18 protein-coding genes are annotated in these 19,626 nt (G+C 68.9%); 7 read left to right on the top strand and 11 right to left on the bottom strand.

All coding sequences use genetic code 11. The features are described from left to right. Window positions 1–41: 41 nt before the first annotated feature. From rsgA to DMC64_RS12930, 5 genes are all read left to right on the top strand, one after another. Complete coding sequence (gene rsgA / locus DMC64_RS12950) at window positions 42–1,052, top strand: ribosome small subunit-dependent GTPase A (RefSeq protein WP_037341048.1); 1,011 nt, start codon at window positions 42–44, stop codon at window positions 1,050–1,052. A 60-nt stretch (window positions 1,053–1,112) separates the two neighbouring features. After that, window positions 1,113–2,006 (top strand): hypothetical protein, encoded by an 894-nt coding sequence (locus DMC64_RS12945; RefSeq protein ID WP_125733628.1) that lies wholly within the window; start codon window positions 1,113–1,115, stop codon window positions 2,004–2,006. After that, on the top strand, window positions 2,006–2,881 hold the full coding sequence (locus DMC64_RS12940; protein WP_125733627.1) for a hypothetical protein: 876 nt from the start codon (window positions 2,006–2,008) through the stop codon (window positions 2,879–2,881). Before DMC64_RS12945 ends, DMC64_RS12940 begins: the two co-directional genes overlap by 1 nt. A 141-nt stretch (window positions 2,882–3,022) precedes the next feature. Next, window positions 3,023–3,703 (top strand): hypothetical protein, encoded by a 681-nt coding sequence (locus DMC64_RS12935; protein ID WP_125733626.1) that lies wholly within the window; start codon window positions 3,023–3,025, stop codon window positions 3,701–3,703. Window positions 3,704–3,775: 72 nt separating this feature from the next. Beyond that, window positions 3,776–4,570 carry a hypothetical protein gene (locus DMC64_RS12930; RefSeq protein ID WP_125733625.1) on the top strand — a complete coding sequence of 265 codons (795 nt, stop codon included), beginning with the start codon at window positions 3,776–3,778 and terminating at the stop codon, window positions 4,568–4,570. Between the two features lie 194 nt (window positions 4,571–4,764). Here the strand turns inward: DMC64_RS12930 and DMC64_RS12925 are convergent, their stop codons facing one another. Further along, window positions 4,765–5,256, bottom strand: coding sequence for a hypothetical protein (locus DMC64_RS12925; protein ID WP_125733624.1), 492 nt, complete (start codon window positions 5,254–5,256; stop codon window positions 4,765–4,767). Continuing rightward, entirely contained in the window at window positions 5,253–6,659 is a 1,407-nt protein-coding gene (locus tag DMC64_RS12920) for a wax ester/triacylglycerol synthase family O-acyltransferase (protein WP_125733623.1), read from the bottom strand. The genes DMC64_RS12925 and DMC64_RS12920 overlap by 4 nt, the downstream gene beginning before the upstream one ends. Before the next feature lie 34 nt (window positions 6,660–6,693). On the opposite strand from DMC64_RS12920, the gene DMC64_RS12915 reads away from it, so the two are divergent. Continuing rightward, window positions 6,694–7,473, top strand: coding sequence for an RNA methyltransferase (locus tag DMC64_RS12915; RefSeq protein WP_125689887.1), 780 nt, complete (start codon window positions 6,694–6,696; stop codon window positions 7,471–7,473). On the opposite strand, the gene DMC64_RS12910 is transcribed toward DMC64_RS12915, so the two are convergent. Next, the gene (locus tag DMC64_RS12910) at window positions 7,448–7,852 is read right to left on the bottom strand and encodes an HAD family hydrolase (protein ID WP_125733622.1); all 405 of its coding nucleotides are present in this window, start codon (window positions 7,850–7,852) and stop codon (window positions 7,448–7,450) included. The genes DMC64_RS12915 and DMC64_RS12910 overlap by 26 nt on opposite strands. 112 nt (window positions 7,853–7,964) lie before the next feature. Here DMC64_RS12910 and DMC64_RS12905 point away from each other — a divergent pair, with 112 nt between their 5' ends. Beyond that, a complete protein-coding gene (locus tag DMC64_RS12905) occupies window positions 7,965–8,468 on the top strand; it encodes an Rv3235 family protein (protein WP_037341031.1) in 504 nt (167 codons plus the stop codon). A 65-nt stretch (window positions 8,469–8,533) separates the two neighbouring features. On the opposite strand, the gene secA is transcribed toward DMC64_RS12905, so the two are convergent. The 8 genes from secA to DMC64_RS12865 form a co-directional block, all read right to left on the bottom strand. Then, on the bottom strand, window positions 8,534–11,365 hold the full coding sequence (gene secA / locus DMC64_RS12900) for a preprotein translocase subunit SecA (protein ID WP_037341027.1): 2,832 nt from the start codon (window positions 11,363–11,365) through the stop codon (window positions 8,534–8,536). Between the two features lie 235 nt (window positions 11,366–11,600). After that, complete coding sequence (hpf, locus tag DMC64_RS12895) at window positions 11,601–12,290, bottom strand: ribosome hibernation-promoting factor, HPF/YfiA family (protein WP_037341024.1); 690 nt, start codon at window positions 12,288–12,290, stop codon at window positions 11,601–11,603. A gap of 552 nt (window positions 12,291–12,842) precedes the next feature. Then, window positions 12,843–13,481 (bottom strand): ComF family protein, encoded by a 639-nt coding sequence (locus DMC64_RS12890; RefSeq protein WP_125733621.1) that lies wholly within the window; start codon window positions 13,479–13,481, stop codon window positions 12,843–12,845. Window positions 13,482–13,851: 370 nt separating this feature from the next. Beyond that, the gene (locus DMC64_RS12885) at window positions 13,852–15,582 is read right to left on the bottom strand and encodes an LpqB family beta-propeller domain-containing protein (RefSeq protein ID WP_037341019.1); all 1,731 of its coding nucleotides are present in this window, start codon (window positions 15,580–15,582) and stop codon (window positions 13,852–13,854) included. Further along, window positions 15,579–17,294, bottom strand: a complete 1,716-nt coding sequence (gene mtrB / locus DMC64_RS12880) for an MtrAB system histidine kinase MtrB (protein ID WP_125733620.1) — start codon at window positions 17,292–17,294, stop codon at window positions 15,579–15,581. Before mtrB ends, DMC64_RS12885 begins: the two co-directional genes overlap by 4 nt. A 7-nt stretch (window positions 17,295–17,301) precedes the next feature. Then, window positions 17,302–17,979: an MtrAB system response regulator MtrA gene (gene mtrA, locus DMC64_RS12875; RefSeq protein WP_005150760.1), complete on the bottom strand. Its 678-nt coding sequence runs from the start codon at window positions 17,977–17,979 to the stop codon at window positions 17,302–17,304. A 111-nt stretch (window positions 17,980–18,090) separates the two neighbouring features. Then, on the bottom strand, window positions 18,091–19,227 hold the full coding sequence (locus tag DMC64_RS12870) for an NAD(P)/FAD-dependent oxidoreductase (protein ID WP_125733619.1): 1,137 nt from the start codon (window positions 19,225–19,227) through the stop codon (window positions 18,091–18,093). Continuing rightward, the gene (locus DMC64_RS12865) at window positions 19,224–19,541 is read right to left on the bottom strand and encodes a bifunctional 3-phenylpropionate/cinnamic acid dioxygenase ferredoxin subunit (RefSeq protein WP_037341010.1); all 318 of its coding nucleotides are present in this window, start codon (window positions 19,539–19,541) and stop codon (window positions 19,224–19,226) included. Before DMC64_RS12865 ends, DMC64_RS12870 begins: the two co-directional genes overlap by 4 nt. Window positions 19,542–19,626: the final 85 nt, after the last annotated feature.

Here is a 19,626-nt window from a genome sequence, read left to right as displayed (position 1 = left end):
TGGGATCATTGTTCCGCGGTGTTCGAAGAGCAGGAGGCGGTTTGGCGGGCAAGGACTGGCGCAGGCTGGACGAATCCGACGTGCGGATCCGTCCCGGCAAGGGCACCAGGCCGCGCAGCAAACGTCGTCCCGAGCACGCGGACGCCTCCACCGCGATGGTCATCGGCAAGGACCGCGGCCGCTGGACCTGCGCGATCGACTCCGATCCGGATCGCGTCGTCACCGCGATGCGGGCCCGTGAGCTGGGCCGGGTCCCGGTCGTCGTCGGCGACACCGTCGGCATCGTCGGCGACGTGAGCGGGAAACCGGACACCCTCGCCCGCATCATCCGGGTGGACGAGCGCTCCAGTGTGCTGCGGCGGACCGCGGACGACACCGACCCCTTCGAACGAGTGGTGGTCGCCAACGCCGAGCAGCTGCTGATCGTGACCGCGCTGGCCGATCCCCCGCCGCGGACCGGATTCATCGACCGGTGTCTCGTCGCCTGTTACGCGGGCGGTCTCGAACCGGTCCTCTGCCTGACGAAGGCCGACCTCGCGAGCCCGGACGAGCTCCTCGCCGGTTACGCGGGCCTCGACATCCCGGCGGTGGTGACCCGCCACGACGAGCATCCGGAGGAACTGACCGGGCGGCTCAAGGGCCGGGTCACCGCGCTGGTCGGGCATTCCGGGGTCGGCAAGTCCACTTTGGTCAATCGCCTGGTGCCCGACGCCGGACTCGCGACCGGCGTGGTCAGCGCGGTCGGCAAGGGCAGGCACACGTCCGTCGCGGCGGTCGCGCTCCCGCTGCCCGGCGGCGGCTGGGTGGTCGACACCCCCGGCGTCCGCTCGTTCGGGCTGGCGCATGTGACCGCCGACGACATCGTGCTCGCGTTCGAGGAATTCGCCGCGGCCGCCGAAGAGTGTCCGTCGGGCTGCGGTCATCTCGGACCGCCTTCGGACCCGGACTGCGCGCTCGACGACGTGGTCACAGATGGTGATGCCAGTCACGAACGACTGGAGTCTTTGCGCCGCCTTCTGGGTTCCCGAGCCGGTCATGACGACGATCGGTAACTAAATCCGATCTTGCGCGATACCCCGTTCGGATTAGATCAACTTTTCTGAGGGGTCCACTTGAAGCGCGTAACCATGCTCGCCGCCATCACCACGGCCGCCGTCCTGGCGCTGTCCGCTTGCGGTGGCGAGACGCAGCCCGGCACGGCTGCTCCCGCTCCTTCCGAGGGGAAGAGCCTGCTTTCGTCGCCGCTCGGCGACCCGATCCAGCTCGCGGCGCTGACCCGCGAGAGCACCAAGAAGGCCAAGTCCTCGAAGGTCTCCATGGATGCCTCCTCCGGCGGCCAGACCATGACCGTGACCGGTCAGGGGCTGTACGACGGCGAGAACAGCAAGTTCTCGATGTCGATGGACAGCGACGGCAAGAAGATGGACATCCTGTTCGTCGACAAGGCGCTGTACTTCAAGCTCGACGCCGCCGACAAGGCGGAGATGAAGACCGACAAGGAGTACGTGAAGGTCTCGGCCGACGGCCAGGACCCGCTCTCCCAGCTGCTCGGCAAGATGATGTCGAAGGCCGTCAAGGACAGCGACCCGTCGCGCACCCTCGAGCAGGTTTCGAAGGCGGGCAAGATCACGAAGTCGGACCAGGCCCAGCTGAACGGTGAGCTGACCAACCACTACGTGATCGACATCGAGGTCGAGAAGGCGATCGCGCTCGTGGTGGGCGAAGCCGGTGTGCCGCTCCCGCCGGAGGCGCAGAAGCAGCTCGACGCGAAGCTCAAGGGCAAGAACGTCACCATCCCCACCGAGCTGTGGCTCAACGCCGACAACCTTCCGCTGCAGGTCACCATGGACCAGACCGCGTTCATGAAGGCGCTGGGCGCTCCGGGTGAGGGTTCGTCGACGGCCACGATCAAGTACACCGACTGGGGAACGCCGATCACCGTCACCGCCCCGCCCGCCGACCAGGTCGGCGACCTGGCCGAGATCATGAAGAAGGCCGGACGCTGATGCGTGCCGGCTTCAAGCTCGTCGCGGTGGCCGCGGCCCTGACCCTCGTGGTCACGGGCTGCGGCACCCGCCCGGCCGGCCCGGCCGAGAACAAGGGCGGCGAGCTCGCGCTGGCCAACCCGTTCGCCGACGCCTCCGGTCTCGTCGAGGCCGCGAAGCAGGGGACACGGAAGACGAAGTCGTCCAAGACGACCATCGACGCGATCACCAAAGACGCCAAGGTCACGGGCACTCTGCTGGCCTACTACGACGGTCCGGCCTCGAAGATCGAGGCGAACCTGACCATCGCGGGCGAAGCAGGCGTCCTGCGTCTGGTCGACCAGACGCTGTACCTCAAGCTGCCCCCGTCGGAACAGGCCGAACTCAAGACGGACAAGGCCTGGGGGAAGATCGAGCTGAACAGCGCGGATCCCCGGGCGAAGGCCATGGGGAAGGCCTTGCTGCGGTCGTTCGAGATGGGCGACCCGGCGAAACAGCTGGAGCTGATCGAGAAGGCCGGGCGCATCATCCGGTCCGAGCAGACCCAGCTGGACGGCGTCCCGGTGAACCACTACTTCGTCGAGTACGACGTCAAGAAGCAGATCGAACTGTTCCTCGGCGGCGATGTCCCCGCCGACCAGCGGGCCGAGATCGAGAAGCGGCTCGGGGACAAGGATGTGCGGGTCCCGGCCGAATTGTGGTTCAACGCCGAGCAGCTCCCGCTGAAGCTGACCATGGATCTGACCTCGGTCATGAAGTCGACCGGAGCGTCTGAAGCCGGCGAGGTCAAGTCGACCTACACCTACAGCGACTGGGGCACGCCGGTGAATGTCACCGCGCCGCCGGCCCCCGAGGTGGCCGACTACACCGAACTGCTGAAGAAGGCGGGCAACTAGCCCGTTTCGCGCGTGAAGGCCCCCTTCCCTCGGCTGAGCCGAGGGAAGGGGGCCTTCACGCGCTTCCGAACCATCGGACGGTGGAAATTCACGCGACAGGCACTACGGTGGTGGTTCAGACCATTCACCCGAGGGAGTCCCATGCGTGCCACCGGATTCGCCGTCGTCTGTACCGCTCTCCTGCTCGTGGCCGGCTGTTCCGGCGAAGAGAAACCGGCGGCGCACCCGGTGAATGACGCGGCGCAGCTGGCCTCGGTCGCCGCCGCGGGCACGCAGAAGGCCCGTTCGTCCAAGATCTCGCTCGAAACCACCGCGGACGACGGCCGCAAGGTCGTGGTCACCAGTTCCGGGCTCTACGAGGGACCGAACAGCAAGTTCTCCATGGTCGCCGAGGTCGCGGGCGAGAAACGGGACCTGATCTTCGCCGACGGCGTCCTCTACTACCACCTGTCGGACACGCAGGTCCAGGAACTCAAGACCGACAAGGAATGGGTCAAGATCACCGCCGACGGCAAGGACTCGCTCTCCACCGCCAACGGCGCGCTGATGACGAACGTCGTCGAGACGATGGATCCGACCCGGACGATCGAGCGGATCTCGAAGTCGGGCAAGGTCACCAAATCCGAACAGGGCGACGTGAACGGCACGGCCGCCACGCGGTACGTCCTCGACCTCGGTGGCGCGCCCGCCGAGATGTGGCTGGACGCCGAGCAGCGCCCGGTGCAGGTCAGCATGGGCAAGGCGACGGTCAAGTACGACAGCTGGGCTTCGGACGTGGTGATCATCGCGCCGCCGCCCGAGGCGGTCGGCGACAGCCGCTGAGCCGTTCCCCCGATCGGGGTGTGGCCCGCGGCTGTGTTTCGCTTGGGTGCCCGCGATCGAAAGCAGGTCCTCATGCGGAGAACGGCCCTGTCCACCGTCGTGCTCGTACTCGGTGTGCTGCTCGCCGCCTGTGACGGCGACGCCGTCTCGTTCGCCGACGCCCGCGCGCTCGCCGACGGGGCCACGTCCGCCATGACCGGCAAGGCCGCGAAGTTCACCACCGACGTCACGGCGGGCACGATGCGGTCGAAGAGCCAGGGGCAGGCCAAGGTCGCGGGAACGGGTACCGCGCTGGCGATGACCACGGACTTCCTCGGCGAGCCGATCGAACTCCGGCTGGTCGACAGGATCGTCTTCGCCAAGGTCCCCGAGACCGCCCGCGAGGAGGTGCCCGGCGGGAAACCGTGGGTCAAGGTCTCCCCCGATGGCGCCGACCCGTTCTCGCAGGTCGCCGGGGGCAGCATCGACCAACTCGCGAAGCAGAACGACCCCGCCCGCGCGCTCGACCAGGTGCGGAAAGCGGGCACGGTCACCGGATCCGAGCACGGCGAACTCGACGGGATGTCCGCCGAGCGCTATCGGCTGGACGTCGACCTGGCCGCGCTGGGCGGTGACCTGCCCGCCGGTTTGTCGGCCGAGGCCGTCGCCGAGCTGCGGGGCAAGGTCGGGAAGCTCCCCATGGAGGTCTGGCTCGACGACGCGCGCTTGCCGCTGCAGATCGTGCTCGACCTTGCCCCCGTCCTCGCCGCTTCGGGGGCCCCGGACAGCGCGACCGCCAAGATCGTCACGCGCTACAGCGAGTGGGGAACGCAGGCCGACATCCAAGCGCCTCCGCCGGAGGAGATCGGGGAGATCCCGGCGGGCTGATCCGTCACGTTCTCGTCTTCCGTCTCGTCGGGTTCGTGAAGGCCGGATCGCCGCAGTGCGCGCGACCGCGCGGAAGTTGTCCGGCTGGGCCGAGAACGCCCAGTGCCCTCTTCCTGGTTCTGACGCGTTTCGTCCTCTGAATGCGGTAGTTGCGCGCGCAAGGACCGCATTCAGAGGACGAAACGCGAGGGAGGCTAGAGGAGTTCCAGCAGGAAAGGGAGCTCTTGGGGCGCGTACCAGGCGAGTTCGTGGTCTTCGGCGTCGCCGAGGGTGAACTCGGCGTCCGGGTCGCCGAGGTCGGCCTGGTCGATCACCGCAGCGGCGGCCTGGACGGACTCGGCGGCTTCGGCCGCGTCGACGTGGATCGCGGCGACGTCGGCGATCTTCACCGGCCCGGCCAGCCGCACGACGGCGGCGTCGAGATCCGGGCGCAGCGTGACCTCGTCGATGTCGGCCGAGATCACCACCCGCCGCGGCTCGGGCTTCTCCTCGGCCGCGATCAGCCGGAGCGACGCCCTGGCGGCGTCGAGCAGCGCGGCGTACTCGAGTTCTTCGTCGGATCCGCTGGCGTAGGACTCCCGCAGCGCCGGGGTCAGCGCGAATCCCGTGCCGCTGCGCGCCCGGAGCTCTCCGGCGGTTTCGAGCTCACGGAGCATCGCGATCGTCCCGGGTAGATAAACCCTCACCAGTGCGCACCCTTCAGCTCTTCCAACGATTCCTCGATCATCCCGGCGAGCACGTCCACATCGGACACGGCCTTGCGATCGCCGTTCAGTCCGAAGTAGACACCGCCGTGATACGAGGTGACCCCGATCGCCAGCGCCTGATTGCGCACCAGCGGCATGACCGGGAACATCTCCACCATCTTCGCCTGTCCCGCGTAGAGCGGCACCTGCGGGCCCGGCGAGTTCGTGATCAGCACGTTGAAAATACGTCCCGACATCGACCCGGCCACCCGCGCGCCGAGCGAATGCAGCGTCGGCGGGGCGAAACCGCCGACCGTCAGCAGCCCGCGCGCGGCGACCGAACGGCCCGAGTCGAGGTGGTCCGCCATCGCGTGGCCGATGTGCTGCAGCCGCAGCACCGCGTTCGGCTCCCCGACCGGGAGATCGACCAGGTAGGCGTCGACCTGGTTCCCGACCAGCGCCGGCGTCGAGTACTCGGCCGTCTCGGCGTCGCGGACGGCCATCGGCACCAGCGCGCGCACGGTGGTCGTCGCGGTCAGGTTCGAGCCGCGGGAGAGCAGCCATTCCCGCAGCGCGCCGGTGATCACCGCGACCACGACGTCGTTGACCGTGCCGCCGTGCGCGGCGCGGACCTTGCGGAGATCCTCCAGCCGCGTACGGACCCCGGCGAACATGCGGCCGCCGGAGGTGCGGACGTTGAGTGGCCCGGACGGCGCCGGATTCACCATGGTCTTCAGCGCCGAAGCGACGTCGCCGACCGTTTCGGTGACCTTGCCCGCCATCGCGGTGGCGTCGTGGGCGATGGAGCGGACGTTCTCCACCAGCTCCGTCGGCCGCTGCACGGTCTCGGCGACCGCGTCGAGGATCAGCTGCGTGCGGCTCGGTTCCCGGCGCGGATGCCAGGTGTCGTCGAACGGTTCCGGCTCCTGCGGGGTGGCGTCGAGTATCAGCTGCCCGATCTCGATGGTGCCGATCCCGTCCACGACCGACTGGTGCGTCTTGGTCACCAGCGCGACGCGGTCGCCCGCGAGCCCCTCGACGAAGTACGCCTCCCAGAGCGGCCTTCCCGGGTCGAGCCGCCGCGACATCAGCCGCGCCACGAGGTCGAACAGCTGGCCGTCGGAGCCCGGCTGGGGCAGCGCGGACCGCCGGACGTGATAGTTCAGGTCGAAGTCGACGTCGTCGACCCACGCCGGCCGGGCGAGATGACCGGGCACCTCCAGCACCCGCTGCCGGTAGCGCGGCAGGAACGCCAGGCGCTGCCCGATCAGGTCGAGCAGCCGCTCGTGGGTGAAGCCCTCGCGCGGTCGCTCGAAGATCGCCACGCCGCCGACGTGCATCGGGGTCGAGTGGTCTTCCACGTACAGGAACGAGGCGTCCAGCGCGGAGAGGCGGTCGGGCATGGGCCGATCCTTACACAGTGGGACACTCGCCGGTGTGGGTGATGAGTCGGTGATCTCGCCGAAAGACCGGTTCCTGACGGTGTACGGCCGCAAACCGGTGCTCGAGGCATTGGACGACGCGGCGCTCGAGGTGGACAAGGTGATCCTCGCCGACACCGTGCGCGGGCCGAACGCCGCCGAGATCCAGCGTGCCGCGAAAGCCGCCGGGGTGCCGGTGCAGCGGGCGAGCGCGCATCGCGTCAAGGTGCTGGCGGGCAACGGCAAACAGGACCAGGGCGTGCTGGCCGACGTCGTCGCCCCGCGTATGCGATCGCTGCACGCGGCGCTGTCCGACGGCAGGCCGCCGTCGCGGGTGCTGCTGCTCGACGGCATCACCACCCCGGCGAACGTCGGGATGATCCTGCGCACGGCGACCGCCGCCGGACTGGACGGGGTCGTCGTGCCGCGGCGCGGGGTCGCCGCCCTGGACCCGATGGTGGTCAAGGCTTCGGCCGGGGTCGCGTTCCGCGCGCCGGTGCTGCGGTGCGGCAGCGCGCGCGAAGCGGCCGAGATGCTCACCGAAGCCGGTTACGGGATCTACGCGCTGGGCGCTTCGGCGCGCAGCTCGGTGTTCGACGTCGAACTGCCGCAGCGCGCGGCGTTCGTGCTGGGCGGGGAGACGAACGGCGTCGGCGCCGAGGTCGGCGAACTGGTGACGGAGTGGGTGTCGATCCCGATGCCCGGCGAAGTCGAGTCGCTGAACGTCTCCGCCGCCGCCGCGGTGCTGTCGTTCGAGCTGGTGCGCCGGGCTAAGGCTTCGGGAACAACGCGCTGAGCTCGGTGAGCGTCTCCTCGACCGACGTGTGGTGCACTCCCGCCATCCCGGCCGCGACCGCCGCGCGGACGTTGTGCGGGGCGTCGTCGACGAACACGCACCGGTCGGCGGGCAGATCGAGCAGCCCCGCGGTGAGCAGGTAGACCTCGCGGTCGGGTTTGGCCACGCCGACCTCGCCGGAGAAGACGAGCGCGTCGAAGAACGGGCCGAGTGACCGCTTGGCCTCGTCCGACGCGCCGGGAGCGTTCGAGAGCAAGGCCGTTTTGACACCGCGCTCCCTGACCGAGCGCAGGAAGGCGTACAGCTCGTCCGCGCCCACGTCAGTGAGCACCCCGGCGTAGTCGACGACCAGCCCTTTCAGCACGCGCCCACCGTACACAAGCGATCACCGCCCGGTTCATCCTCTCGGGCGGTCCTTGTCGCGGCTTCGCCCGCCGCGTGCCCCTTAGTTGCTGGGCGTGGCCGAGGGGGCCGCGGAGGGGGACTGCTCGATGAAGTCGTACGTACTGAGACGGCTCGAACCGTACGAACCGCCGTACCGGGTCGCCGACCGGCCCGACGGCCTGACGCACCGGGCGGCGGCGCCGGACAACCAGCTCGTGCTGGATCTGCCGCTGGCCGGGGAAAGCGTCGTGGAGGAACCGCGGCCGTCACCGGACACCCCGGACGGCAGGCAGATCGGCAGGCTGCTGACCACCATCCTCGAAGCCTGTGACGGCCGCCGTCCGCCGGTCCAGGTGCGGCCGATCCTCGACCCGGCGCTCCACCACGCGTTGCTCGAAAGCGGCCTTCGTCGTCCGGCGGGCGGCTACCGGCCGAAGTCGGTCCACCTGGGTCATCCGGCGGACGGCGTCGTCGAAGCCTGCGCGACCGTCGAACAGAACGGACGCTGCCTCGCCTTGGCCGCCCGCTTCGAGCGGACGCCGTCGGGCTGGGTGTGCACCCGCTTCCATCTGCTGAAGCCTCCGCGACGGGTCTCCGCGCTCGCGGCCTGATGCGCGTGAAGGCCTCCTTTCCTCGGCTGAGCCGAGGGAAGGAGGCCTTCACGCGCTTGGGGCCGTTAGCGGCGCGGGCCCTTCTTGCCCTTCTTCTGGGAGGCGCGCTGCGCGGCGCGACGCTCCCGGCGGGTTCCGCTCTGGTCGCCACCGGCACTGCCGGCACTGTCCGAATGCGACTCGACGCCGCCGTCCTCGGACGGGCCCGACATGGTCAGCCCGGACTGCGAACCACCGCCGAGTCCCTTGCCCCGCAAGGCGGACGGCACGGACTTGGTGTCGGTCGCCGGACCCTGCGGAGGCGTCGGACGGGCGTGCCTGCCGTCGCCGTTCGCGGCCTGGCCGTTCCCGGAGCCGACCCCGGCGGGCAGCGCGGACGCGGACTCCGGCGCCGGGGTGGTGGGCTCGGCCTGCTCGACCTGGAGGTTGAACAGGAAGCCGACGGCCTCCTCCTTCAGCGACTCCAGCATCGCGCGGAACATGTCGTAGCCCTCGCGCTGGTACTCGATGACCGGGTCGCGCTGCGCCAGGGCACGCATGCCGATGCCCTCCTTGAGATAGTCCATCTCGTAGAGGTGCTCACGCCACTTGCGGTCGAGCACGGTGAGCATCACCTGACGCTCCAGGCTCCGCATCGCGCCTTCGCCGACCTTGCCGTCGATCTCGGCCTCGCGCTCGTCGTACGCGCGGTGGGCGTCTTCGAGCAGCGCCTCACGCAGCCTGTCGGCGTCGAGGTCGTCGTCCTCGGTGAGCTCTTCCCAGGTGACCTTGACCGGGTACAGCTGCTTCAGCGCCGTCCACAGCTTCTCGTGGTCCCAGTCCTCGGCGTAGCCCGAGGAGGTCTCCTCGGTGACGTACGCGTTGATGACGTCGACCAGCATGTGCTCGATCTGCTCGCGCAGATCCTCGCCTTCGAGGACGCGCAGACGCTCGGCGTAGATCACCTTGCGCTGCTCGTTCATGACCTCGTCGTACTTGAGGACGTTCTTGCGGATCTCCATGTTCTGCTGCTCGACCTGCGTCTGAGCGCTCTTGATCGCCTTGGAGACCATCTTGTGCTCGATCGGCACGTCGTCCGGCAGCCGCATGGTGGTCATGACCCGCTCGACCATCGTCGCGTTGAAGCGGCGCATGAGCTCGTCACCGAGCGAAAGGTAGAACCGGGACTCGCCCGGGTCGCCCTGACGGCCGGAACGACCGCGGAGCTGGTTGTCGATCCGGCGGGACTCGTGCCGCTCGGTGCCGAGCACGTACAGCCCGCCGGCCTCGCGGACCTCCTCGGCCTCGGCCTTCGTGTCGGCCTGGACCTCTTCGAGCACCTTCGGCCACGCGGCCTCGTACTCCTCGGAGTGCTCCACCGGGTCGAGGCCGCGGGCGCGCAGCACCTCGTCGGCGATGATGTCCGGGTTGCCGCCGAGCACGATGTCGGTACCGCGGCCCGCCATGTTGGTGGCGACCGTGACCGCGCCCTTGCGCCCGGCGCGGGCGACGATCAGGGCCTCCCGGTCGTGGTGCTTGGCGTTGAGGACCTCGTGCGGGACACCCAGCTTGAGCAGCAGCTTCGACAGGTGCTCGGACTTCTCGACACTCGTGGTGCCGACCAGCACCGGCTGGCCCTTCTCGTGCCGCTCGGCGATGTCCTCGGCGACGGCCTCGAACTTGGCCTGCTCGGTCTTGTAGATCAGGTCGGCCTGGTCGGCGCGGACCATCGGCTTGTTCGTCGGGATCGGCACCACACCCAGCTTGTAGGTCTGGTGGAACTCGGCCGCCTCGGTCTCGGCGGTACCGGTCATCCCCGACAGCTTGTCGTAGAGCCGGAAGTAGTTCTGCAGCGTGATCGTGGCGAGCGTCTGGTTCTCGGCCTTGATCTCGACGCCTTCCTTGGCCTCGATCGCCTGGTGCATGCCCTCGTTGTAGCGGCGGCCGTGCAGGATGCGGCCGGTGAACTCGTCGACGATGAGGACCTCGCCGTCGCGGACGATGTAGTCCTTGTCGCGCTTGTAGAGCTCCTTGACCTTCAGCGCGTTGTTCAGGTAGCCGACCAGCGGCGTGTTCGCGGCCTCGTAGAGGTTGTCGATGCCGAGCTGGTCCTCGACGAAGGCGACACCCTTCTCGGTGACACCGACGGTGCGCTTGCGGATGTCGACCTCGTAGTGGATGTCCGGCTTCATCAGCGGCGTCATCCGGGCGAACTCGACGTACCAGCGCGAGGACTGGTCGGCCGGGCCGGAGATGATCAGCGGCGTCCGGGCCTCGTCGATGAGGATGGAGTCCACCTCGTCGACGATCGCGAAGTTGTGGCCGCGCTGCACGCAGTCCTCGAGGCTCCACGCCATGTTGTCGCGGAGGTAGTCGAAACCGAACTCGTTGTTCGTGCCGTGCGTGATGTCGGCGGCGTACTGCTGGCGGCGGACCTCGGGCGTCTGGTCGGCCAGGATGACCCCGACCTCGAGGCCGAGGAAGCGGTGGATGCGGCCCATCCACTCGGCGTCACGTTTGGCGAGGTAGTCGTTCACCGTGATGACGTGCACGCCCTTGCCGGAGATGGCGTTCAGGTACGCGGGGAGGACCTGGGTCAGGGTCTTGCCCTCACCGGTCTTCATCTCCGAGACCTGGCCGAGGTGCAGCGCGGCGCCGCCCATCAGCTGGACGTCGTAGGGGCGCTGGCCGAGCACGCGCCAAGCCGCTTCCCTCGCCACCGCGAACGCCTCCGGCAGGAGGTCGTCGAGTGACTCGCCGTCCGCGTGCCGTTTACGGAACTCCTCGGTCTTGGCCCGCAGGGCGGTGTCCGAAAGTTCCTTGACGTCGTCTTCGAGGGTGTTGATGTGATCGGCGATGTTGCGCAGCCGCTTCACCATTTTGCCCTCGCCCGCGCGGAGCAGGCGGTTCAGCACCATCCGGTCGACCTCACTAGCTGATTGTGATCGCACCCGAGCCGGTCCCGGGCAATCTCGTCCGCGGCGGTGCCTGGTAACGCACCACCGTCCGCCCCCATCGTAGGGAACACCTCGGTGTTCGCGCACGCACCGTCTGTCGGTACCTGACGAGACGGGGGCGGGTCCCGCCTGATCCGGACATGACGGCGGCCCGCACGGGACGCGTGCGGGCCGCCGTCAGGGCAGTAGGGGCCGGCTAGCTGAGCCGGATGACGCCGTAGTCGAAGCCTCGCCTCCGGTAGACGACGCTCGGGCACCCGGCGTCGGAGTCGTTGAACAGGTAGAAGTCGTGACCGACCAGTTCCATCTCGTAGAGAGCCTGGTCGACCGTCATGGGCTCCGCGTCATGCTTCTTCTCGCGGACGACGCGACCGGGCTGGTGTTCGGTCACCCCGTCATCCCAGCGCTGCTGCTGGGGCATCTCGAACTCACCGCTCTCGACAGCGAAACCGTTGGCCATGGGTTCGGCCTCAGGCGCTTCGAGCACAGCGGTACCCGCCAGATGTCGGGTGTCGGTGGTCATTCCACCGGCGGCCGCCATCGAAGTCGCCTCGGCGACGGATTCCGGGCGGCTGCGGCCGTAGTGCACGCGCCGGCGGTCGTGTGTCTTCCGCAACCTGTTCTCGAGCTTGTTCAGTGCGGAATCCAGCGCTGCGTAGAAGTCGCCGGCACACGCTTCGGCGCGTACGGCGGGGCCACGGCCCTTACCGGTGATTTCGACGCGCTGGCAGTTCTTCGACTGCCGGCGATTGGGCTCGTGGAAGAGCTCCACGTCGTAACGGATGACCTTCTTGTCGTAGCGCTCTAGCCGGGCCAGCTTTTCGCTGACGAGTGCCCGATAGTGGTCGGGCACCTCCACGTTGCGGCCCTTAACGACGATGTCCATACACGACCTCCCTCGCTGAAATGACTGCGAGCTGTAGATGTGTTCACTAGGGCGCCGGTAATGCGGGGACGAAGCCCGGATCGCGGGCGGTGAGGGAACTCGGCATACGGCCACGACGTCTCGTGTCGGATGTCCGAGCGCGGACTCAGCGCGGCTCCGGCGCCAGGGACATGGGCTGGTCACCTCCCTGCCTGCCGGGATTGCTGATAGCGCTGCACGTTAGCTGCATCACGCCGCGAGCAACAGCCCCCGAGCCGGGGGATATCAGGACGTGAGACCTCGTCACCGCACGCGACGACGACGCTGTGGCCAGCGGGACAATCCGGCTTGTCGGGCGTCGTCCCCGTGATTTCTTTTCACGCGGACGGCGCAAGCCTTCGGACAGGAAAATGCGGAGGGTGCCCAGTGGGCCGTGCCCGGGGGAATCCGCCGCCACCCCGGTGGAGTGGCGGGCCGTCGGAGTGTTCCCCAGAAGGTCCCTCATATCCCGTCAACGCCCATGTACCCATTCCCGTTCCCGATCATTCATCACTCTTGTAGGTGACGCTCCGATCACCCGGCGGCGGCCAGCGCTACCACCGCGGAAACGTGAATTCCGCTTATGTCCAAAAAGCGCGTACAAGCGGCGGCGGTCGCTCCGGTTGTGATCACGTCGTCAAGAAGAACGACCTTCTCCCGGCAGGCTCCCGGGACCAGGCGAATACGGCCGTCGAGGTTCGCCGATCGCTGGACCCTGGTGAGCCCCACCGCATCACGGACACCGGCCCCGAGCTTGAGGACAGCTGCCACCGTCGCCGGCTTTCCCTTGTCCGCCAGTGCTTTCACGCATTCCTCGGCGATCCGCCGGACGTGCGGTCCACCCCGGACACGCGAGGCGGACCGTCGCGAAGGGACCGGGACGAGGCACGGTTCCGGCTCCGGTTCCGGCAGGTGGACGAGGGCTTCGGCGACGGCCCGGCCGAAGGAGGGGGCGAGGTCGCGGCGGCCGCGTTCCTTGTACGCGAGGATCAGGCGACGGGCGTCGTCGGCGTAGGGGGCCAGGGCGTAGACGGGCACCAGACCGGCCGTCGGGCCGCGGATGATCTCGCTGAGCGAACCCCAGGTGGTCTGACAGGTCGCACAACAGGGCGCACCCGGTGCTCCGCAGGACGCGCAACGGGCGGGGATGAGGAGGTCCAGGAGTTTGGGCATGGGGCGAGTGTCGGCCGGGGCTCCGACAGTTCCGGGCGCCGCCGGGGTGTGAGAGGTCCGGTTTGGACACTTTGCGGCGTGAGGGGGCCGGTCATGGCTGGGCGCCGCTGAAAAAGTCAATCGAGGAGAAGGCTGCTTCGCGGCTTCGGGGCTCCTTCGCACGGCTCTCGGTCCGTGAAGGCCTCCTTCACTACCTTGAGGGTAGTGAAGGAGGCCTTCACGGACTTTCCGCGTGCTAGCACCGCTAGGAAAGCTAGCGGTAGCAAAGGTCCCTTGCTCACCTTGGCGATGTCCTGAAGGCCACCTTCAGGACGCTGGACGTCTCAAAGGTGGCCTTCAGGGCATGACCTGCGCGCCCGAGCCCGAAACCTCAGCCCGGGTAGAACGGGTCCGCATCGGTGACGGTGTGCGCCTGCGGCCGCCAGACCTCGCCCAGCTCGGAGGCGACCCACAGCCCACCCGCGTCCGCGACCAGGTTCTGCCTGCTCGGCGCCGCGGTGACGCCGTGCACCGGCGGGGTCAGGTTCGAGCCGCTGAAGGGGTCCATCCGCTGCCCGTCCAGCGGCACCTTGACCACCGGCAGCGAATTCGACGACGTCGCGACGATCAGGTGGTCCTGGGTCGCCCAGTCGACGTCGACGACGTCCTTGAGGTCGCGTTCCTGCAGTTTCCGCGGCGCCCGCAGGGCCACCGAGTCCGCCGTCCGCACGATCGAGGCGACCACCAGCTGCCCGTTGACCACCGCGGCGAGCCGGGATCCGTCCCGCGAGAGGCGCAGTTCGGTGATCTGCCCCAGCCCGGTGAGCATGGTCGCGTCGACGCCTGCCTTCACCCAGCGGCCGTCCGCGGCCAGCGTGACCCGGGCGACGGTGTTGTGGTCGACCACCGTCCAGACCTCGCCGGAGACCCCGCCGCCACCACGGGCGACCGGACGCCAGGTGGGGCGGCTCAGGCTGCCGCCGAACAGGTCCACCGAAGCGAGGTCGTGTCCCAGATCGCCGACCCGCAGCCATTGCCTGCCGTCGCGTTCTTCGACCACGGCGAGGCGTTTGCCGTCGACGGACTGCGCGGCGCTGACGACCTTGTACCCGCCGTTGCCCGCGGGTCCGCCGACCGGCTGCCCGTCGCCGAGCGACCGGACCCGCCCGTTCACGGTCATCAGGCCCAGCAGTTCCGAGTTGGGCGCGATGTCCACGTTGTAGTTGGGCAGTTCGCTGGAGCGCCAGTATTCGTGTTCCGGCACCAGCGCGGTGCCGTCGGCCAGCAGCCGGACCCGGCTCAGCGTCACCGTCTGCAGCGACAGGACGATCTGCGCGGCGATCAGGTTCCGGTCCACGAGGCTGGCCCCGCCGACGCCGGTCAGGTTGATGTCCAGTGTCCCGTCGTCCGTGCTGCGCACGTTGCTTTCGATGGTGACCTGGTCGCCGAGCAGGTCCTTGACCGCGCCCTTCAACCCCTCCGACGGGCCCTGCAGCACCAGGTCCATCACCCGGCCGGGCAATCCGGCCTGCGGTTTCGCCGCGACGTACCGGAGGTCGGGGACGAAGGCGCCGGAGTCCGGCGAGTAGAAGCTGATCGGCACCCGGAAGTAGTTGAGCGCGAAGTCCTCGTCGGTGACGGCGAGTTCCTGCGGCGGGTCCACGATCCGCCACTGGCCGTTCTGCTGCTTCCGCAGCTTGAACTGCTGCGAGTACTCGGCCTTCACCGGGAGGAACGCGCTGTCGGGGCTGAGGGTCCCGAGTTTGAACCCGCGGACGTTCACGACCTGCTCGTCCGGGTTGCCCGACGAAGACGAAGTGTCGTAAACGGTGCCGAAGGTGTCGTCGATGATCGTCAGCCCCGGCGACGGCTTCCAGTTACGCCGGGCGTCGTCGTCGAGGTAGACGCGCGCGGCGGCGCTCGCCGTACCCGGCGCCGCCGAGTTGCGGATGAACTGGCGGGTGACGGTCAGCGGGTCGATCCCGGCCGCGGGTTCGGGGACGTCCGCCGGCGCCTGGCCGGGTTTGTCCCCGGACACGACGACGGGCTGGGATTCGAGCGGGATGTTCGCGCAGCCTGCGACCAGCAGGAACACCGCGAGCAGGACCAGCAGCCGTTTCACCGGCCGACCTCCTCGGGCTCGGCGAGGATCGCGTCGGGCGCGGGCCGGACTTCGAGCAGTCCGGACGACCCGTGCGTGTCGGTCGCCTTGTGATCGGGCGGGGGCAGGACCAGCGGGCTCTCCCCCATCGGTGTGTCCTGCCGCCGCGGCAGCACGAGCCGGAAGCAGGCGCCGTGGCCGGTCTCGCCCCAGGCGTCGAGCACGCCGCCGTGCAGCCGGGCGTCCTCCTGGCTGATCGCGAGGCCGAGGCCGGTGCCGCCGGTCCGGCGGTTACGGGACGGGTCGGCGCGCCAGAACCGGTTGAACACCAGCTCCGCCTCGCCGGGCCGGAGCCCGACGCCGCGGTCCCGCACGGTGATGGCGACCGCGGTCTCGTTGACCGCCAGCGTCAGCACCACCGGGTTCCCCTCGCTGTGGTCCACCGCGTTCGCCAGCAGATTGCGCAGGATCCGCTCGACGCGGCGCGCGTCGACCTCGGCGGGTGCCTCCTCGTCCGGGAGGACCAGTTCGACCGAGCTTCCCGCGTTGCCCGCGATCACCCGGACCTGCTCGACGGCCCTGGTCGCGATCGGCCGGACGTCGATCAGCTCGGCCGAGAGCTCCTCGACACCGGCGTCCAGCCTGCTGATCTCCAGCAGATCGCCGAGCAGTGCCTCGAACCGGTCGAGTTCGTCGACCAGCAGTTCGGTGGAGCGGGCGAGCCCGGCCGGGAACTGCTCGCGCGACGCGTGCAGCACGTCGGCCGCCATCCGGACGGTGGTCAGCGGGGTGCGCAGTTCGTGCGAGACGTCGGAGGTGAACCGGCGCTGCAAGCCGCCGAACTCCTCCAGCTGGCGGATCTGCCGCTGGATGCTCGCGGCCATCTCGTTGTAGGACACGGCGAGTTTGGCCAGATCGTCCTCGCCGAGCACGGCGAGCCGCTGGTCGAGGTCCCCGCCCGCGAACTGTTCGGCCGCCGCGGCGGCCTGCCGGACCGGCCGGACCACCTGTCTGGTGACCAGGTTCGTGATCCCGGCGAGCAGGAGCAGCAGGACGAGCCCGCCGACGAGCAGCGTGTTCTGCACCGTCGAGACGGTGTTCTGCTCACTGGTCAGCGGGTACAGCAGGTAGAGCTGGAGCGGGTTGATCATCGTGCTCACCGGCGCGCCGACGATCAGATACGTCGTCTTGCCGCCGTCGGCCTCGGTGACCGTGTGGGTCAGGTAGCTGAGCTGCTCGGTCTCGACGAACTGGCGCAGCCGCACCGGCACGCGGTCGTAAGGACCGGCGGCCACCGGTTTGCTGGACTGGTCGCGGCCGCCCGCGGCCAGCACCGGCTCGAAGGTGCCCGCCGTCGATCCCGCGCCGTCCTGTGAGGACGTCGTGCTGGAGATCTTCTTCAGCGCGTTGCTCATCCGCGCGGTGAGCGCTTCCGGGCTTTCGGTGCCGACACCGACCAGCTCGGCGGCCGCGGTCTCGACGACCGCCCTGGTCTGGGCGATCGCCGCGTTCTGTTTGGTCTCGACCAGCCGATCGGTGATCTGGTTCTGCAGCACCATGCCCAGCACGAACACCACGGCCGACGACAGCGCCAGCGTGGAAACGGTGACCCGGAACTGCAGCGAATACCGCCACAGTTCGTTGAACGACACGATCTTGCGGCGCACGAAAACCACGATGCGCCGGAACTGGCGCATCGTGGTTTGGGCGAGCCTTCGCAAGCGTCCGGTCATGGGGTGATCACGGCGGGCCGGCCTTGTACCCGACACCGCGAACGGTCAACACCACCTCGGGGTGCTCCGGGTCCTTCTCGACCTTCGACCGCAGCCGCTGGACGTGGACGTTCACCAGCCGGGTGTCGGCGGCGTGACGGTAGCCCCACACCTGCTCGAGGAGCACCTCGCGGGTGAACACCTGACGCGGCTTGCGGGCGAGCGCGACCAGGAGGTCGAACTCGAGCGGGGTCAGCGGGATGGCCTTGCCCTCCCGCGTCACCTCGTGGCCGGGGACGTCGATCGCGAGGTCGCCGATCGTCAGCGACTCGGCGGGCTCGGCCTCGGTGCGGCGCATCCTGGCACGGACGCGGGCCACGAGTTCCTTCGGTTTGAAGGGCTTGACCACGTAGTCGTCGGCCCCCGACTCGAGCCCGAGGACGATGTCCACGGTGTCGCTCTTGGCGGTGAGCATCACGATCGGCACGCCGGATTCGGCCCGGATCGCCTTGCAGACGTCGATGCCGTTCATGCCGGGCAGCATGAGGTCGAGGAGGACCAGGTCCGGTTTCAGCTCACGAAGCGCGGGCAGCGCCCGTGAGCCGTCGGCCACGACGGCTGTGTCGAACCCCTCCCCACGCAGCACGATGGTGAGCATCTCCGCGAGAGCAGGGTCGTCGTCGACGACCAGAACACGTGCCTTCATAAACCTATGTTCGCACTAGTTTCCCCACGCGGGCGCGCGACCCGGCGATGTGACCACCAGAAAGATCATCGAATCGGGCAAATTGCTCCATCCGAGTAGGGTCTTCGGGCCCTAGAGACCGCGGCGGAGCCTGGTGAACGGCCTCGGGGAGTCGATCGCGAAGACACCGGTCAGCACATCGCCGCGGTGATAGGTCGCGACGAAGCGCTTCGAAGCCACGTCGCCTTCGGCGATCCGCACGTCTTCCGTGGCCACTCCGGCGAATTGGAGCCGCCGTCCGTACTGATCGGACCAAAAGTAACCGTGTCGTGCGAAATGCGTGACGGTCGAGCCGGCGAGCAGGTTCGCGACCGCGACGCCCGGCTGTTCCCCGGCCGCCGTCCAATGCTCGGCACGGACGCGTACGCCACGCAGCGGGCAGCGGTACCGCGCGACGTCACCCACCGCGATCACTCGGGGATTCGCTGTGACACAGCCGGAATCGACCAGCACCCCGTCGTCGACGGCGAGCCCGGAGCCGGTCAGCCATCCGGTGGCCGGCCGCGCCCCCACTCCGGCGACGACGAGATCGGCGCGGATCTCCCGGCCGTCGGCGAGCCGTACACCGGTGACCCGGCCGGTGCCGGTGAATCCCGCGACGGGAACGCCCGCGATCAGCCGGACGTCGTTCTCGGCGTGCAGTTCCCCGCACACCGCGCCCATCCGCGCGCCGAGGACGGGGGCGAGCGGCACGGGCATCGCCTCGATCACGCTCACTTCGTGGCCGAGCAGGCGGCACGCGGACGCGACCTCCGCGCCGATGAATCCCGCGCCGATGACGACGACCGCGGAAGGCCCGGCCGCGAGAGCCTGCTTCAGGGCGACCGCGTCTTCGAGTGTTCGCAAGGTGTGCACGCCCACCAGATTCCTTGCCGCGTCGAGGGTTCTGGCCACCGCTCCGGTCGCGATGACGTAACCGTCGGCGGCGATCGTGGTGCCGTCGCCGAGTGTCACGCCCTCGCGGCCGAGCTTTTCGGCGCGGACGCCGCGGTGCCATTCGGCGGCCAGCGCGTCGAGGTCGTCTTGCCCGGCGAGCGCGATGTCGGCGGCGGAAACCTTGCCCAGCAAGAAATCCTTCGACAACGGCGGCCGGTCGTACGGCGCTTCGGCGCCGATCATCACCAGGCGCCCATCGAAACCTTGGGCGCGCAATTCCTGTGCCGCGCGGAGCCCCGCCAGGGCGGTGCCGACGACGGCGACGGTTCTCAAGCGACGTCCTGCCGCACCTCGGTGTCCACGTAGATCACCCCGTCGGCGACCACGACCGGGTACGTGCGCACGGCGTTCTTGGCCGGCAGGCAGTCCGGCGCGCCGGTCCGCAGATCGAACCGCGCGGCGTGCAGCGGGCATTCGACGTAGCAGCCTTCGATCCAGCCGTCGGCGAGCGACGCGTCCTGATGGCTGCAGGTGTCGTCGAGCGCGTAATACGCGCCCTCGGAATGGAAGACCGAGACGGGCACAGGACCCGCCAAGCGGACGGCTTCGCCTTCGGGCAGTTCGGAGACGGAGCAGGCACGGATCATCGGGGCCTCCGGGGAAAGGACCGACGGTTGTTGATGTTGCGTATTACGAGACGGGACGTGCTCTGCGCAACAATCGCCCCCGAGG

Source organism: Amycolatopsis sp. WAC 04197 (genome assembly GCF_003947475.1).
GTDB lineage: Bacteria > Actinomycetota > Actinomycetes > Mycobacteriales > Pseudonocardiaceae > Amycolatopsis > Amycolatopsis japonica.
This window is presented reverse-complemented; position numbering and strand designations above follow the sequence as displayed.